This window comes from Bradyrhizobium sp. STM 3561, from assembly GCF_045571455.1.
Lineage (GTDB): Bacteria > Pseudomonadota > Alphaproteobacteria > Rhizobiales > Xanthobacteraceae > Bradyrhizobium > Bradyrhizobium vignae.
In genome coordinates this window covers 3,644,582-3,660,087 of the sequence record NZ_CP120695.1, presented here as the reverse complement: position 1 = coordinate 3,660,087, position 15,506 = coordinate 3,644,582, and the positions used below count along the sequence as shown (strand labels likewise).

The following is a 15,506-nucleotide window of genomic DNA, read 5'->3' as shown; positions in this document are numbered from 1 at the left end:
TTCGTCCTCGCCGCGAGCGCCCTGCTCAGACCGCACGGGCCTCGGCGTCGGGTTTGGGCTTGTCTTTGGGTTTCGGCTTCTTGACAGGCTTCAGCGCATGCAGGCCTGGTCCGATCTCCAGCACCTCGATCACCCGGCCATGTCGGGTCTCTGCTCCATCACCGCGCGCGGCGACTTTTGCACCCGGCGCGAGCAGCGGTGCGGCGCTCTCGGCTTCCTTGGGCCCGATGCGGAGAACGACGCCGTCGGAAAGCAGTGCGCCGCGAAGCTCGCCCTTCGGGCCGAACAGAGACATCCGTACGCTGCCTTCGGCGGTCATCGGCTGATGCTTGAGCTTTGGACGTTTGCGGTCGGGCTCCGGGCCCTCGTCGATGATCTGTCGTCCACCCGACGACGTGATGGCGACGGCTGCGAGCAGATCGGCCCTGCGCGGCCGCACGCCGCGAACGCGAACGGCGTCGCCGGATGAAAGATGGCGTGTCAGCTCGCTCTCCAGGTGCGGTGGCGCGTGGACCAGGATTGCGGTCCGCCCGTCCGGCTTCATGATGAAGCCATCGACCTCCCCGTGGGGATTAAGGATGAAGCGCTCGAAGATGCCCTCGACCTCGGGCAGGCAGGCGGGATCGATCCAATGCATGGTGCTTTCCTTTCTCGGTTGGTTGAATGGACACGCTAGCTGCGCGGAGGTGGAGGAGGTGGAGGACCAAAGCCGGGCGGAGGCGGTGCGCGCCGGTCGGGTCCATCCGCAGGACCGCGAGGCGGCCGGGCGCCGGCAAGCTCGCTCATCTGCTCCGGCGAGCTTCCGATCGCCCGCACGTCGACCACTCTGCCGAGTGGCGTATCGAGAATAGCGCCGCGCACCGAGACGGGCTGACCCTGCCGCAGCCAGTCCTGCAAACGCTCTGCCTCTGGCGGGGGGAGGCGCAGCACGGTGCCGTCCTCGAGCAGCGCGCCGTTGACTTCGCCGCGCTTGCCGTGCAGCGGCGCGGCGATCCTGCCACTGATCGGCTGGTCCTGACTGCGATCGCGTCGGTCAGGCGGGCCGCTGTCGACGACGCTGCGGCCGGTGGTGACATTGGTGATCGATGCGGCATCGACCAAGGCCACCGCACGAGCCCGCAAGCCGCGAATCGAGACCTGGTCGCCCGGGCGGATCGAGAACACCGTTTGTGCCGTCAGGTGCGGCGGCAGCTTCACCTCGGTGCCATCGGTCAGGATGACGCCATCGACGTCGCCGCGCGGCGTCAGCGTGTATTGCTTGACGGTGCCGCGTGACTCCGGAAGCTGCGAGGAATCCCAGACGGGGCCCGTGCTCTGCGCGTAGGCGGCCGCACTGAGGCCGATCGCCGTGCTGGCGAGCAGTGCACGGAGCCGCCATCGCATGCGTGCTGTCTTCATGGAACAACTCCTTTCGATTTCGCGACGATGTCGCTTGGCCAAGCTTTGGCAAGCGGTGTGCCAGTCGCGAGGTCGTTGATCTCAAAGGAGTTGTCGCGATGACGCCGGGATTATTCGTCGTCTTTGCTGACACGGCCCGTCAGGTTTTCTGACGCCTCGACAGCAATCCCGTAGCGCTGCATCTTGGTGTAGAGGAGCTGGCGGTTGATGCCGAGCCGCCGCGCGGCTTCCGTCCGGTTGCCGCCGCACGCATCCAGCGCGCGCAGAATCATCATCTTCTCGAGCTGCGCGACTGCGGCCGGAAGGTCCGCATCAGGAGGAGAATCTGCCGGCAGCACGCCGGCACGGCTGGTGTCGATGTCGTCGCTCCCGATCACGTCGGAGCGGGTCAGGATGTAGGCCCGCTCGATCACATTGCGAAGCTCGCGGACGTTGCCGGGCCAGCCATGCCGCTGCAACTTCGCGACCGCCGCGGCGGTGAGCTGCTTGTGCCGTCCGCTTGGGACGGCAACGCGAGCAAGGAAGTGCTCGGCCAGAGGAAGGATATCCGCAGCGCGCTCCCGCAGCGGCGGAATCGCAATCGGCACCACGTTGAGCCGGTAGTAGAGGTCCTCGCGAAACTCCTTCGCCGCGACGAGCTTGGCCAGATCGCGATGCGTCGCGGTGACGATGCGCGCGGTGGTGCGCACCGGCTTGCCGCCCACGGGAGTAACGAGTTGCTCCTGGAGGGCGCGCAGGATCTTCGCCTGCATGGCGAGCGGCATGTCGCCGATCTCATCGAGGAACAGGGTGCCGTTGGCGGCATCGCGGAACGCGCCGGTCCTGTCCGCAGTCGCGCCCGTGAAGGAGCCCTTCACATGACCGAACAGTTCGCTCTCGAGCAGGTCCTCGGGAATGGCGGCGCAATTGACCGCGATGAACGGACCATCCTTGCGTTTGCCGTAGGTATGGAGTGCGCGCGCCACCAGCTCCTTGCCGCTGCCCGTCTCGCCGTGAATCAGGACGGTCGCATCGCTGTCGGCCGCAAGCCCGATTGCTTTCTGAACCTGGCGGATCGCCTCGCTTGATCCGATCAGACCGTCACCCGCATCCGGCGCGGGCTCTACGATCGAATGCGAGCGTTTGGGGAGGCGGTTCAGCAAGTCGCTCAGATCGTCTCGTCCGATTGGCTTGCTGAGATGGTCGAAGGCGCCGAGCCTCATGGCCTCGATCGTGTTCGCGGCGCTGGCAAAGGCGGTCAACACCACGACCGGTGGCGCATTATGGGCCGACCGGATCCGGCGCAGCACCTCGATCCCGTCCATGCCGCCTGGCATGCGCAGATCGAGCAGCACGGCGTCGATATCGTCGCCGAGCGCGGCCAGGCCCTCCCGGCCGGACGCCGCCAGGCGAGCGGTATGGCCGAGATCGGTCAACGCTTCGGCCAGACCGTCGCGCAGCGCGGCATCGTCATCGACAATCAGCACGGTCGCCATGGCACCTCGATCTCGAACGTCGCGCCGCGCGGGGTCGCTACGTGCCGTGCTTCGCCGTCATGATTTCGCGCGATCTCGCGCACGATGGCGAGGCCGAGGCCGGTCCCGTCGGCGCGGCCGGTGACAAATGGCTCGAAGAGGCGTTCGCGCAGCTCGTTGGAAATGCCGGTGCCGGTGTCGGCAACCCGCAGGATCAGGCGGCCATCCCGACGACGGGCTTCGACCGCCACGGAGCCGCCGGGTGGACAATTCTGGATGGCGTTTAGAATGAGATTGTCCAACGCGCGCTGCATCTGGAAGGGGTCGAACCTCGGCAACTCCGAGCATGCGCCCTCGGTTCCCGCAGTCAGGATCAGGTCCTTGGCGGCCGCGAGCTCGCGATGGGCGTCCACGGCGTTGTCGATGAAAGATGCGAGATCCACCTCCGCAAGTTTCGGTTCGTGCGCCTGGGTCATATCCAGCAGATCCCGCAACAGGATGTCGAGCCGGTCAACCTGTTGCAGGATGGTCCCGAGAGCCGCGTTGCTGCGTGAGCCGTCGGCAACGGCGAGCGCGTTCTCCGCCTTCAGGCGCATTGCGGCGATCGGATTGCGAATCTCATGTGCAAGGCCGGCCGACAGGCGGCCGAGCGCGGCAAGCCGCTCCGCGCTTGCGGCGCGCCGGCGCTCGAGCGAGAGACGCTCACCAGTCGCGTTCAGTGCATCCACAAGCCGATCGAGCTCGGGCGTGCCTGTGCGCGCAAGCTTCGGCAGATCGACGACACCATCCCGCCGGTCGTCAAGGGCGCGCTCGATCAGCGCGATGTTGCGCGACCAAGTGTAGAGCAGCCGGGCGAGCCAGACGGCCGATCCGAAGATCGTCAGTGCCAGAACGACGAGTCCGGCCAGCAATTGATTATAAGCAGGTCCCTGGGCGGTAAAGACGCGCGTCATGGTCCAGCCGGTGACCCCTTGCAGCGGCCCGCGCAACGGGCACGCATGCACGATGAGGACCTGCGATCGGCCGGCTTGCCGGATCGATGCAGGGTGTCCGGAACGCAATGCCTCGGCGTTGACCTGACCAATGGTGTTTTGCTCGGCCGACGGCAGGTCGGTTTTCGGGCCGGTTCCCTCATAGGTCGGAAATGCATAGCCCAGCGAGCCGACGTTCGCTTGCCAGATGCCGCCTTCTATGCCGGCCGCGCCGGCGAGAGCGGTCCGGGTCACGGCGGTCAGTTCGCTCTTGAGTCGATCGTCGATCGGCCCGCCGCTCCAACCCGCGACGAAGAATTGATAGCGGTCGGCGAGATCGCGGCAGGCCCGGGCAACCAGCTCCTCGGACCGTGCGAGGCGTGCATTGGCGGTCTGCTGGAACGATTCGAACAGCAGATAGCCGGTCGCAATGCCGGAGACGACCAGCATGATCCACAGAGCCAGCAGTCGGATTCGAAGAGAGCCCATCGCTGCATCCTGGGACCTATCCGCCCGATCAGTACCTCAAAATTTGACTGCCAACAGCACCGCGCCGGCGCCGATCATGGCGATGCCGGCCCAGCCCTGCGCCGTCGGCCGCTCACCGAGAAAGGCGAAGGCGAACAGGGCGACCAGCACGACGCTGAGCTTGTCGATCGGCGCCACCAGCGTTGCAGGCCCAAGCTTGAGCGCGCGGAAGTAACACAGCCATGAGGCGCCGGTTGCCAGTCCTGACAATACCAGGAATACCCAGGTCTTCGGCGAGACTGCCGAGGGCACGACGAATTGTCCGGTGAAGAACAGCAGCACCGAGAAGGCGAGCAGCACCACGATGGTGCGGATGAAGGTGGCGAGATCCGGGTTGATGTTCTCGACGCCGACCTTGGCGAAGATCGCAGTCAGCGCCGCAAAGCAGGCGGACAGCAGCGCCCAGGTCTGCCAGGCGGAGAGGAGGGCAGGTTTCATGTTATCGATATCCATTGCTTCAGGACGGCGCGCCCGCGCCGTCATTGCGAGCGTAGCGAAGCAATCCAGGGTCTCGCCGCGGAGGCAGTCTGGATTGCTTCGCTGCGCTCGCAATGACGGAGTTTGTGGCCGGAGTCGTGCGCTATCACATTCACCGCGCCACCGACAACTTCTCCGTGATCGCCTTGCGCAGGATGCGTGATAGCGATTCCACGGAATACGGCTTCTGGATCAGCTCGAAGCCGCGATGGGCGCTTTCGGCGAGCACGTTGCTGTAGCCGCTGGTGAGCACCACGGGCAGGCCCGGATAGCGCTCGCGGATGATTGCGGCGAGCTCGACGCCGTTCATGCCGGGCATGATGACGTCGGAGAACACGAGGTCGACGGCGAATTCGTCCTCATTGAGGATCGCGAGCGCCGCATTGGCGTTGGCGACGCGGCGGACGACATAGCCGAGATCTTCCAGAAGCTCTGTCGAGAACTGGCCGACATCGTCATTGTCCTCGACCACGAGCACGCGGTAGCCGCGCCCGGTGGTCGCAGCCTCGCTGGTCAGTGCCGCCGCTTCCTTGTCGGTGGCGGGGCTTTGTGCCTGCGGCAGATAGATGGTGAAGGTCGCGCCTCGACCTGGCATGCTCGTCACCGCGATGTCGCCTTCGGACTGCTTTGCGAAGCCGAAGGCCTGGCTGAGACCGAGGCCGGTGCCCTTGCCGACCTCCTTGGTGGTGAAGAACGGTTCGAAGATCAGGTCGAGATGTTCCGGCGCGATGCCGCTGCCGGTGTCGGTGACCGAAATGGCGACGTAGTCGCCGCCGCGCGCCGCTTGTGCACGCAGGCTCGGAATCCCCCGGACCTTGCGCACGGCGATGCTGAGGCGGCCTTCGCCATTCATGGCGTCGCGGGCGTTAATGGCGAGATTGATCAGCGCGGCCTCGAACTGGGCGATGTCGGCGACCGTGAAACAGTCGGCATCCTGAACCTCCACCGCAATCTCGATGCTTCCGCCGACCAGCGGCCGGACCAGCTGCGCCACACCCTCGACCTGGCTGCCGACGTTGAAGATCTGCGGCTTCAGCGGCTGCCGCCGCGCGAAGGCCAGGAGCTGCGCGGTCAGCTTGGAGGCGCGCTCGACCGTCTCGGAGATGGCATCGACATAGCGGCGGCGGCGCTCTTCCGGCAGCTCGCGGCGGCGCAGGAAATCCGTCGCCGAGCGGATGATGGTGAGCAGGTTGTTGAAGTCGTGCGCGACGCCGCCGGTGAGCTGGCCGATCGCCTCCATCTTCTGCGACTGACGCAACGCTTCCTCGCCGAGGCGACGCTCGGTGATGTCGACGGCCTCCGGCACCGCACCGGTGATGTTGCCGTGGCGGTCGAGCACGGGGCGCATGCCGAAATCGAAATCGCGCTCGCCGATCGGCAGCCGCAGGCGCATCTCCAGGCGGACCGCTTCGCCCTTGAGTACGGTGTGGAAAGCCTCGCGCACCAGCGTGCTCATGCCCTTCGTCGCGCTGAACCAGGGCGTATCCCAAAATGGTTTTCCAATCACGTCCGCGGAATTCGCCTTGATGCCGTCGAGTGCCGTCTTGTTGGCGTAAAGCAGTTCGCCCCTGAGATTGACCAGGCCCTGATACTGATTGCTGGTCTCCAGGATCGCGCGCAGCCGCGCCTGGTTGGCTTCGAGCTCGGCGGTGCGCTGGGCGATGCGCTGTTCCAGCGTCTCGTTGAGCTGCCTGAGCTCGATCTCGGCCTGCTTGGCGACGGTGATGTCGTGAGCGACGCCAATGAAGCCGATATGCTTGCCGGTGGGGTCCCAGCGCGGCTGCGATTCCGATCGAAGCCAGCGCCATTCGCCGCTGGCGTTCTTGTAGCGCGCTTCCAGCACGAACGGCTTCAGCGAGGCCTCACCCTGGACGGATTGCTGCAGCACGTGCGGCAGGTCGTCGGGATGCAGCACCTTGCGCCAGTCGAAATCGATGGCTTGATCGTAGGGCAGGCCGAGGAAATCGACATAGGCCTGGTTGGCGAAGGACCGCTTGCGGTCGAGCTTGGTCACCCAGATCGGCACCGGCGCGCTGTCGGCGATCAGCCGGAATCGCTCCTCGCTTTCGCGCAGCGTCTCGCGCGCCAGCGCTTGGTCGGTGATGTCGATGTGGGCGCCGACGAGGCGGATGGCGCGGCCGTCCTTGTCGCGCTCGATCTTGGCGACGACGCGGATCCAGCGGGTCTCGCCGTCGCTGGGGCGGATGATGCGGTATTCGGCGGTGTAATCCTCGCTGGTCCCGGAAAGCGCCTCGAAGAAGTGCTTCACCGCCGCGTCGCGGTCATCAGGATGGATGCGGTTGACCCAGTCCTCGTGCGTCTCGTCCGCGGCCTCTGGGGGCAGGCCATGGATCATCAGATATTCGGGCGAACGGCGGTTCTTGAATCCTTCGCGGAAGTCGACCTCGACGCCGCCCACCTTGCCGATGCGCTGGATGAGCGCGAGCTCGGCCTCGCGCTCCTGCAGCGCGCGATAGGCGTTGTCGCGCTCGCGCGCGACGTCTTCGAGGTGCTGGCGCAGCCTTTCGGCAGCAATGGTTTCGGGCAAGGGATCGTTCAAGGCGTCGGCCGTTGTCATGCGGGTGCGCACGTGCCGGACCGATATTCACACAGACGGAGCGTGATGGCCATCGCTCAGACGGAAATATGCAGGGACGGGCGCGGGTTACGACGGGTATGAACGAACGCCTCCGCCGGCTATTTTGTTCCTGAGATTGGAACGGCGCGCCCCCTGCGCGCGTATCTGCGAGGCGCGCCAACTCTCGTCCACGAGGCTCCCTTTCCGAAAGGCCAAAATCTTGAAGCTCTTTGTCTGCCAGGCTTGCGGCAATGTCCTCTATTTCGAGAACCGCGCTTGCGAACGCTGTGGCCATCGGGTCGCCTTCCTGCCGGAGAAGGAGACGATGTCGGCGATCGAACTCGACGGAGACGCCTGGAGGACACTGGCCGACAAAGGCGAAGGCCGGATGCTGTGCCGGAATGCCGAGTACGACGCCTGCAACTGGCTGACAGACCCAGGCGATACCATCGGCTATTGCCGCGCCTGCCGCCACAATGGGACCGTGCCGAACCTCTCGGATCCGGCGCAACTCGCCGGATGGCGCGAGCTGGAGGTGGCCAAGCACCGTCTATTCTATTCCCTGATCCGCTGGAAGCTGCCGCTCCAGACCCGGCAGGACAATCCCGAGCATGGGCTGATCTTCAACTTCCTCGCCGACGATCCACACAGCGGCGAAAAGGTCATGACCGGCCATGACAACGGCCTGATCACGATCGCGCTGACCGAGGCTGACGACATCGAGCGCGAGCGACGCCGGCTCGAGATGGGCGAGCCCTACCGGACACTGCTCGGGCATTTCCGCCACGAGGTCGGCCACTATTTCTGGGACGTGCTGGTGCGCGATGGCGGCAAGCTCGACCAGTGCCGCGCCGTGTTCGGCGACGATGCGGCCGATTACGGCCAGGCCCTGCAGCGTCACTATGCCGAAGGCCCGCCCCCGGACTGGCAGCAGAGCTACGTCTCGGCCTACGCCACGACGCATCCCTGGGAGGATTTCGCCGAGACCTGGGCGCACTACCTCCACATCGTCGACACCCTGGAAATGGCCGCCGAGTTCGGCATGGAGGTGCGCCCCAAGGTCGACCGCGACGGGGAGTTGACGGCGCGCATCCGCTTCAACCCTTACGAGGCGAGGGACGTCGAGGCGCTGGTCGGCGCATGGCTGCCCTTCACCTTCGCCATGAACAGCGTCAACCGCGCCATGGGCCTGCGCGACCTCTATCCCTTCATCCTGTCGCCCGCGGTGGTCGCCAAGCTCGGCTTCGTTCATGGCCTGGTCCGGGATGCGGCCAAGGCGGGCAAGCCTCGGGAAGCTGCACGGCGTCCCTAGGGCTCGCCGCGCCCATTTCGGTCTTGCGCTGGCACGCCAGAAGCCCCGGATTTAGACCGTTGCCTCCGGCCGATTTTGATGTACCACGGGAGCCACACGGCCCGTCCCATAGGTCCCAACGGCCAGGGAAGGGTCCCGCCCAAGGTCGAGACTCAAGGAAAGCATGTTCAAGCGCATTCTGATCGCCAATCGCGGCGAAATCGCCTGCCGGGTCATCAAGACTGCCCGCAAGATGGGAATTCAGACGGTTGCGGTCTATTCCGAGGCCGACCGCGATGCCCTCCATGTCGAGATGGCCGACGAGGCCGTGCTGATCGGCCCTGCCGCCGCCGCCGAGAGCTATCTGGTGATCGAGAAGATCGTGGACGCCTGCCGCAAGACGGGGGCCGAGGCCGTGCATCCCGGCTACGGTTTCCTGTCCGAGCGCGAGGCGTTTCCGCGCGCGCTGGAAGCGGCCGGCGTCGTCTTCATCGGCCCGAACCCGGGCGCCATCGCCGCGATGGGCGACAAGATCGAATCCAAGAAGGCCGCCGCCAAGGCCAAGGTCTCGACCGTGCCCGGCTATCTCGGCGTCATCGAGGATGACAAGCACGCGGTTCGCATCGCCGACGAGATCGGCTATCCCGTGATGATCAAGGCGTCCGCCGGCGGCGGCGGCAAGGGCATGCGCATTGCGCATTCGAAGGCGGAGGTCGCCGAGGGTTTCAACCTCGCCAAGGCCGAGGCCAAGGCGTCGTTCGGCGACGACCGCGTCTTCGTCGAAAAATTCATCGTCGATCCCCGCCACATCGAGATCCAGGTGCTGGGCGACAAGCACGGCAACGTGATCCATCTCGGCGAGCGCGAATGCTCGATCCAGCGCCGCAACCAGAAGGTCATCGAGGAGGCGCCATCGCCGCTGCTCGACGAGGAGACCCGCCGCAAGATGGGTGAGCAAGCGGTCGCACTGGCGAAGGCCGTGAACTACGACTCCGCCGGCACCGTCGAGTTCGTCGCCGGGCAAGACAAGAGCTTCTATTTCCTGGAGATGAACACGCGACTCCAGGTCGAGCATCCCGTCACCGAGCTCGTCACCGGCATCGATCTCGTCGAGCAGATGATCCGCGTCGCCGCCGGCGAGAAGCTCGCCATCGCGCAGAAGGACGTCACGCTCACCGGCTGGGCGGTGGAATCGCGCCTCTATGCCGAGGATCCGTTCCGCAGCTTCCTGCCTTCGATCGGGCGGCTCGTGAAATATCGCCCGCCGGCGGAAGCCAGCAAGGACGGCATCACCATCCGCAACGATACCGGCGTGCAGGAGGGCGGCGAGATCTCGATCCATTACGATCCGATGATCGCAAAGCTCGTCACGCATGCGCCGTCGCGCGCGGCCGCGATCGAGGCGCAGTCGACCGCTCTGGATTCGTTCTATGTCGACGGCATCAGGCACAACATCCCGTTCCTGTCGGCGCTGATGCATCATCCGCGCTGGCGCGAGGGACGGCTCTCGACCGGCTTCATCGCCGAGGAGTTCCCCAAGGGGTTTGCGGTGCGCGTGCCCGAAGGCGAGGTCGCGCGGCGGATCGCCGCGGTCGGCGCCGCCATCGATCACGTGCTGGGGGAGCGCAAGCGGCAGATCTCGGGCCAAATGGGTGGGCGCGTCGTGCAGCGCGAGCGGCGTCGCGCGGTCTGGCTCGATCGCCAGGAGATCCTGCTCGAGGTGGCGCGCGAGGGCGAGGCGATCGCGATCCGCTTCATCGATCCCGACGGCAAGGCCGGCAACGCGCATCTGTTGCACTCGCCATGGAAGCCGGGCGATCCGGTCTGGCAGGGCACCATCGACGGTCAGTTCGTCGCCGTGCAGGCGCGGCCGATCGCCAACGGCATCCGCCTCGCACATCAGGGTGTCGAGGTGCCGGTCTATGTCTGGACCGAGGCTGAGGCGGCCTCCGCGCGGCTGATGCCGGTGACGACGGCCTCCGACACCGGCAAGAAGCTGCTCTGCCCGATGCCCGGCCTCGTGGTCTCGATCGCGGTCAGCGAAGGGCAGGAGGTCAAGGCCGGCGAGACGCTGGCGGTGGTCGAGGCCATGAAGATGCAGAACGTGCTGCGCGCCGAGCAGGACGGCACCGTGAAGAAGATCCACGCCGGCGCCGGCGCGACGCTCGCGGTGGACGCGCTGATCTTGGAGTTTGCGTAATCGCTTCAGGCACAACAGGAGACCCTCACCCTGAGGAGCCGCGCCTGCGCGGCGTCTCGAGGGCGAGGCCAACAGCCGGGCCTTCATCCTTCGAGACGCGCGCAAGAGCGCGCTCCTCAGGATGAGGAATTGAAAGCGAGGCAACCATGGCCTTTCGTTCCCGCCGCGAGAAACTGCGATCGATCCTGTCGGGCGGGACGTGCGTCCATCCCGGCTCCGTCTACGACGCCATCTCGATCCGTATCGCGGAGGATCTCGGCTTTCCGCTCGGCATGTTCGGGGGATCGGTGGCCTCGCTCGCCGTGCTCGGCGACCCCGATGTCACGCTGATCACGCTCACCGAGCTTGCCGAGCAGATGCGGCGGATGTCGCGCGCCTCGGCGCTCCCCGTTCTGGTCGATGCCGATCACGGCTACGGCAATGCGCTCAACGTGCGCCGCACGGTGCAGGAGCTGGAGACGGCCGGTGCCGCCGGCCTCACCATCGAGGACACGCTGCTCCCGGCTGCGTTCGGGGAGACGAAGACGCAGCTGATCCCGCTCGAGGAAGGCGTCGGCAAGATGAAGGCGGCGCTCGACGGCCGCAGCGATCCCACGCTCGTCATCATGGGCCGCACGGGCGCTGCCGCGATCACCTCGATCGAGGACGCGGTTCGCCGCGCCGAGGCCTATGAGGCCACCGGTGTCGATGCGCTGTTCTTCACCGGCATCAAATCGCGTACCGAGCTCGAGACCATCGCATCCGCCACGCGCCTGCCGATCGTGCTCGGCGGCGCGCCGGAGGAACTGAACGGGCTCGATTACCTTGCGAGCCAGCGCGTGCGCATCGCGCTCCAGGGCCATGCGCCGATCGCCGCCGCGACGCAGGCGGTCTACGAGACGCAGAAGGCGTTGCGCGAGGGCATGGCGCCGAAAAGCCTCAAGGGCCTGGCATCGTCGGAGCTGATGGCCCGCGTCATGCGCGAGAGCGCCGTCAAGGCGCGCAGCGCCGATGTCCTGGAACAGAACTTGGGACCGAACAAGTGAGCCGCGCTATCCTCCAGGTCGTGATCCGCGGGCGCGTGCAGGGCGTCGGCTACCGGGCTTGGGTCGAGTATCAGGCGACAACGAGCGGCCTCGAAGGCTGGGTGCGTAACCGCCGCGACGGCAGCGTGGAAGCGCTGTTCGCCGGCGCGCCGAAGCACGTTGCCGATATGGTCGCGCTGTGCCGCCACGGCCCGCCGTCCTCGCGCGTCGACAGCGTCACCAGCGAAACGGCAGGCGCGGATGAGCTGAATTTGCGCCGGGCAGGGGAAGCATTCTCGGTGCTGCCGACGGTGTGAGAGCTCACAAGAGATCGTCCTGCCCGGGCTTGTCCCTCGAGCTCTCGAGGTGAACGTTCACCTTGGCAGCTTGGCGATTGCCTCGCTCAGCTCGTGGATCTCGTAGGGCTTGCGCAGGATCGGGAAATCGCCGCGGACGCCGGCGGCGACGTCGCTGTAACCGGTGGCAAGCAGGATCGGCAGGCCGGGGCGGATCTGGCGGAGGCGACGGGCGAGGCTGAGCCCATCCATCTTGCCGGGCATGACGATGTCCGAGAACACGAAGTCGACGCCGTTGTTCTCGATCTCGAGCAGCGCCGCTTCGGCATCGGCGACCCGGCGCACGTGGTAGCCGAGCTGCTCCAGAAGGCCGGTGCTGACGGATGCGACGTCGGGATTGTCCTCGACCAGCAGCACCGTGCCGCTGCCGCGGAATGTCGTTGCCGATGTCTTGCGCGACGGCGCATCCGTGCCGCGCGGCAGCACGATGGTGAATGTGGTGCCCTTGCCGAGCTCGCTTGCGACCTTCACCGTGCCGCCGGCCTGGTGGGCGAAGCCGTGCACCTGCGAAAGGCCGAGGCCGGTGCCTTTTCCGATCGGCTTGGTCGTGAAGAACGGCTCGAAGATCTTGCCGAGAACGTCGGAAGGAATTCCAATGCCGGTATCGGTGACGTCGATAGCGACGAAGTCGCCGGCGAGGTGCGGCTCGTTCAGCACGACATTGCGCGCCCCGATCGTCACCGTGCCACCGTCCGGCATCGCGTCGCGGGCGTTGATGACAAGGTTGAGCAGCGCGGTCTCGAGCTCGGAGACGTCGGCCTTGATCGGCCACGTGTCGGAGTGAATGTCGAAGGCGAGACGCACGGAACTGCCCACGCCGGCGTCGAGCACCTCGCGGATGGCCGCGACGCGTTCGGCAAAATCGATCGCCTGCGGGTTGACGCTCTGCCGCCGCGCGAAGGTGAGGAGCTGGTTCGTCAGCGCGGCGCCGCGTCTGGTCGCGGTCTCGATTGCGGAGACGGCGCGCTTGAGCTTGGCGTCGTCGCCGGCGCTCTTCTTCAGGATGTGAAGGCTGCCGCTGATGATCATCAGAAGATTGTTGAAGTCGTGGGCAACCCCGCCGGTGAGTTGTCCGAGCGCATCGAATTTCTGCGACTCGGCCAGCTGCTTGTGCATCGCTTCGAGCTTGAGTTCGGAATTGCGACGCTCAGTGATGTCGCGCGTGATCTTGGCGAAGCCGATCAGCGCGCCGTCCTCGTAGATCGGGTCGATCACCACACTGGCCCAGAAGAACGTGCCGTCCTTTCGGACGCGCCAGCCTTCCTCCTCGTATCGGCCCTTTTCCCGCGCGATACGGAGCGCCCGCGCCGGCTTGCCATTGACACGGTCGGCCTCGGTGTAGAAGCGCGAGAAATGCTGGCCGAGGATCTCCTCGGGCGAGTAGCCCTTGATGCGTTCGCCGCCGATGTTCCAGCTGGTGATGATCCCCTTGGGGTCGAGCATGTAGAGGGCGTAGTCGGCAACCCCCTCAACCAACAGCCGGAAACTGCGCTCGCTCTCGAACAAGTCTCTCTGTTGACTGAACTTTTCGGTCATCCCGGACCCCGCCTCGACAGGGACAAACGCCGCAGCCGGAGGGTTTGTTCCAGTTCTATGGGACATTTTTAGGCAAGTGTCAGGATGGGTATGCAGGGGCGCACCGTCAACGCCACGGCGCCGATCCCCAGTTATTAATGCAAGAATTGACCGAAGAGCCCGCCCGCCGCCTGCACCGGCTGGGCCGTGGCGGCTTTGCCGATGAGCTGCTGCTGGGCGGCCAGCGCGTGCCGCCCAACAAGGCGCTCTGAGCCGCGGCTTCGTGTTTCGTCACGAGACGACGGGAGCGCGTTCGAGGCGATCTTGTGGGGGTTAGGCGGACTCAAGCGCCGGCGCTTCGGAACGTTGCCGCCACCGCGCGTAGCGCCGCCAGCTTGGCGGGATCGCTGATCTTCGAATGCAGCATTACCTTCGAGCTGCCGAGTTTCGGCAGCTTGTGCGCGGGCCCGATGTCGATCAGGCCGGGGGGCGCAATGCGCCGCGCCAGCGGTGCGATCGCAAGACCGGCAAGGGCTGCCGCGACCACCGCAGTGACGCCGCCACCGACGAAGCGCTCGCGCCAGGCGATACCGGCCTTGTCGAGCGCGCGCACGGCGATGGCGCGAACGCCGCAGGGGGGAGCGAGGGTCGCGAGCGGCAGGGGCTCGCCTTTCGGCAGAGTGAAGCGTCGTGAGGCAAACCAGCAAAACTCGTCCTCAGCCAGCTTCTCGCCGCCGCGGCGGCTGCCTTCCTGACGCACGATCACCGCATCCAGCTCGCCGGCGTCGTAGGCATCCTGCATCTCGCGCGAGAAGCCGATGGTGACGGCGAGAGTGAGATTGGGCGACATCGCGTGCAGCCGTTCGAGTAGCGGTACCAGTTCGGCTCCCGCCGCGTGATCGGAGATGCCGAGCGAGAGCGATCGCGGGGGCGGCGCTTCGCCCGAGAGCGCGCGGTCATGCGCCGTCATCAGCGCGCGGGCGCGATCGAGGAAGGCCGCGCCCTCGGCGGTGAGCCTGACCGCGCGCGGAGAACGTTCGACGAGGCGTTTGCCCAGCAACGTCTCCAGCCGCTGCAGCTTGAGGCTGACAGCCGCCTGCGTCGTGCCGAGCACTTCGGCGGCACGGGTAAAGCTCTGGAGATCGGCGACCAGCAGGAACGCCTGGACGGTGGCGATATCGAGCATGGCATTCATTATAGATAGTTATCACTGATATCAGAATAGATAAGATACCAAAATGATGAGCCCGGGTCTAGCTTCTCACCAACGCCGCGCAATTGGTGCGGCATCTCGAGGAGAACCACCATGCCGCTGATCACCGTCTCCTACACTTCGTCTCGTCAGTCGCCCTCCCTGAAGGCCGACATCGCGAATGCTGTGTCCGAGCTCACCGCAAAGATCCTGCACAAGGATCCCAAGGTCACCGCCATCATCGTGAAGTCCGTGGATGCGGGCGACTGGTTCGCCGGCGGCCAGTCGCTCGCCGAGCAGAAGCTTGCGAGCTACTGGATCGACATCCACGTCACCGAAGGCACCAACACCAAGGACGAGAAGGCGGCCTATCTCGCCGCCATGTTCGAGCGCATGGCCGAGATTCTGGGACCGCTGCATCCCGAGACTTACCTGCATGTCGACGAGGTCAAGGGCGACGCCTACGGTTTCGGCGGCCTCACCCAGGAGCGGCGCTACATCGCCGGCAAGCTCGAGGTTGCGCTGCAGGCGGCGTGATCCGA

At 66.0% G+C, this 15,506-nt stretch carries 13 protein-coding genes and 1 pseudogene; 6 read left to right on the top strand and 8 right to left on the bottom strand.

Annotated elements, in window-relative coordinates:
- Positions 1-25 precede the first annotated feature (25 nt).
- The 6 genes from P6U28_RS17290 to P6U28_RS17265 all read right to left on the bottom strand — a co-directional run bounded on the left by P6U28_RS17290 (position 26) and on the right by P6U28_RS17265 (position 7,418).
- Positions 26-637, bottom strand: coding sequence for a hypothetical protein (locus P6U28_RS17290; protein ID WP_122402780.1), 612 nt, complete (start codon positions 635-637; stop codon positions 26-28).
- A 35-nt stretch (positions 638-672) separates the two neighbouring features.
- Complete coding sequence (locus P6U28_RS17285) at positions 673-1,398, bottom strand: hypothetical protein (RefSeq protein WP_244607973.1); 726 nt, start codon at positions 1,396-1,398, stop codon at positions 673-675.
- Between the two features lie 110 nt (positions 1,399-1,508).
- Positions 1,509-2,873 (bottom strand): sigma-54 dependent transcriptional regulator, encoded by a 1,365-nt coding sequence (locus tag P6U28_RS17280; protein ID WP_122402781.1) that lies wholly within the window; start codon positions 2,871-2,873, stop codon positions 1,509-1,511.
- A complete protein-coding gene (locus P6U28_RS17275; RefSeq protein WP_122402782.1) occupies positions 2,858-4,312 on the bottom strand; it encodes a PAS domain-containing sensor histidine kinase in 1,455 nt (484 codons plus the stop codon). Before P6U28_RS17275 ends, P6U28_RS17280 begins: the two co-directional genes overlap by 16 nt.
- Before the next feature lie 36 nt (positions 4,313-4,348).
- The gene (locus P6U28_RS17270) at positions 4,349-4,789 is read right to left on the bottom strand and encodes an EamA family transporter (RefSeq protein WP_122406615.1); all 441 of its coding nucleotides are present in this window, start codon (positions 4,787-4,789) and stop codon (positions 4,349-4,351) included.
- Between the two features lie 151 nt (positions 4,790-4,940).
- A complete protein-coding gene (locus P6U28_RS17265) occupies positions 4,941-7,418 on the bottom strand; it encodes a PAS domain S-box protein (RefSeq protein WP_122402783.1) in 2,478 nt (825 codons plus the stop codon).
- 208 nt (positions 7,419-7,626) lie between these two features.
- Here P6U28_RS17265 and P6U28_RS17260 point away from each other — a divergent pair, with 208 nt between their 5' ends.
- The 4 genes from P6U28_RS17260 to P6U28_RS17245 all read left to right on the top strand — a co-directional run bounded on the left by P6U28_RS17260 (position 7,627) and on the right by P6U28_RS17245 (position 12,218).
- Positions 7,627-8,718 (top strand): putative zinc-binding metallopeptidase, encoded by a 1,092-nt coding sequence (locus tag P6U28_RS17260; protein WP_122402784.1) that lies wholly within the window; start codon positions 7,627-7,629, stop codon positions 8,716-8,718.
- Between the two features lie 163 nt (positions 8,719-8,881).
- Positions 8,882-10,897, top strand: coding sequence for an acetyl/propionyl/methylcrotonyl-CoA carboxylase subunit alpha (locus P6U28_RS17255; protein WP_122402785.1), 2,016 nt, complete (start codon positions 8,882-8,884; stop codon positions 10,895-10,897).
- 146 nt (positions 10,898-11,043) lie between these two features.
- Positions 11,044-11,922 (top strand): oxaloacetate decarboxylase, encoded by an 879-nt coding sequence (locus tag P6U28_RS17250; protein ID WP_122402786.1) that lies wholly within the window; start codon positions 11,044-11,046, stop codon positions 11,920-11,922.
- The gene (locus tag P6U28_RS17245) at positions 11,919-12,218 is read left to right on the top strand and encodes an acylphosphatase (RefSeq protein ID WP_122402787.1); all 300 of its coding nucleotides are present in this window, start codon (positions 11,919-11,921) and stop codon (positions 12,216-12,218) included. Before P6U28_RS17250 ends, P6U28_RS17245 begins: the two co-directional genes overlap by 4 nt.
- Positions 12,219-12,275: 57 nt before the next feature.
- Here P6U28_RS17245 and P6U28_RS17240 read toward each other — a convergent pair whose 3' ends face one another.
- Positions 12,276-13,793 carry a PAS domain-containing sensor histidine kinase gene (locus P6U28_RS17240; protein ID WP_122402788.1) on the bottom strand — a complete coding sequence of 506 codons (1,518 nt, stop codon included), beginning with the start codon at positions 13,791-13,793 and terminating at the stop codon, positions 12,276-12,278.
- Positions 13,794-13,898: 105 nt separating this feature from the next.
- On the opposite strand from P6U28_RS17240, the pseudogene P6U28_RS17235 reads away from it, so the two are divergent.
- A pseudogene (locus tag P6U28_RS17235) lies at positions 13,899-14,099 on the top strand (DUF1731 domain-containing protein); the annotation flags it as partial.
- Positions 14,100-14,115: 16 nt separating this feature from the next.
- Here the strand turns inward: P6U28_RS17235 and P6U28_RS17230 are convergent.
- Positions 14,116-14,967: a LysR substrate-binding domain-containing protein gene (locus P6U28_RS17230; RefSeq protein WP_122402789.1), complete on the bottom strand. Its 852-nt coding sequence runs from the start codon at positions 14,965-14,967 to the stop codon at positions 14,116-14,118.
- A gap of 111 nt (positions 14,968-15,078) precedes the next feature.
- Between P6U28_RS17230 and P6U28_RS17225 the strand changes: the two genes are divergently transcribed.
- Positions 15,079-15,501, top strand: a complete 423-nt coding sequence (locus P6U28_RS17225) for a 4-oxalocrotonate tautomerase family protein (RefSeq protein WP_122402790.1) — start codon at positions 15,079-15,081, stop codon at positions 15,499-15,501.
- Positions 15,502-15,506 lie beyond the last annotated feature (5 nt).

Coding starts and splice junctions, on each gene's coding strand:
- P6U28_RS17290 (WP_122402780.1), bottom strand. CDS start 637: ATGCATTGGATCGATCCCGCCTGCCTGCCCGAGGTCGAGGGCATCTTC.
- P6U28_RS17285 (WP_244607973.1), bottom strand. CDS start 1,398: ATGAAGACAGCACGCATGCGATGGCGGCTCCGTGCACTGCTCGCCAGC.
- P6U28_RS17280 (WP_122402781.1), bottom strand. CDS start 2,873: ATGGCGACCGTGCTGATTGTCGATGACGATGCCGCGCTGCGCGACGGT.
- P6U28_RS17275 (WP_122402782.1), bottom strand. CDS start 4,312: ATGGGCTCTCTTCGAATCCGACTGCTGGCTCTGTGGATCATGCTGGTC.
- P6U28_RS17270 (WP_122406615.1), bottom strand. CDS start 4,789: ATGAAACCTGCCCTCCTCTCCGCCTGGCAGACCTGGGCGCTGCTGTCC.
- P6U28_RS17255 (WP_122402785.1), top strand. CDS start 8,882: ATGTTCAAGCGCATTCTGATCGCCAATCGCGGCGAAATCGCCTGCCGG.
- P6U28_RS17250 (WP_122402786.1), top strand. CDS start 11,044: ATGGCCTTTCGTTCCCGCCGCGAGAAACTGCGATCGATCCTGTCGGGC.
- P6U28_RS17240 (WP_122402788.1), bottom strand. CDS start 13,793: ATGACCGAAAAGTTCAGTCAACAGAGAGACTTGTTCGAGAGCGAGCGC.
- P6U28_RS17230 (WP_122402789.1), bottom strand. CDS start 14,967: ATGAATGCCATGCTCGATATCGCCACCGTCCAGGCGTTCCTGCTGGTC.
- P6U28_RS17225 (WP_122402790.1), top strand. CDS start 15,079: ATGCCGCTGATCACCGTCTCCTACACTTCGTCTCGTCAGTCGCCCTCC.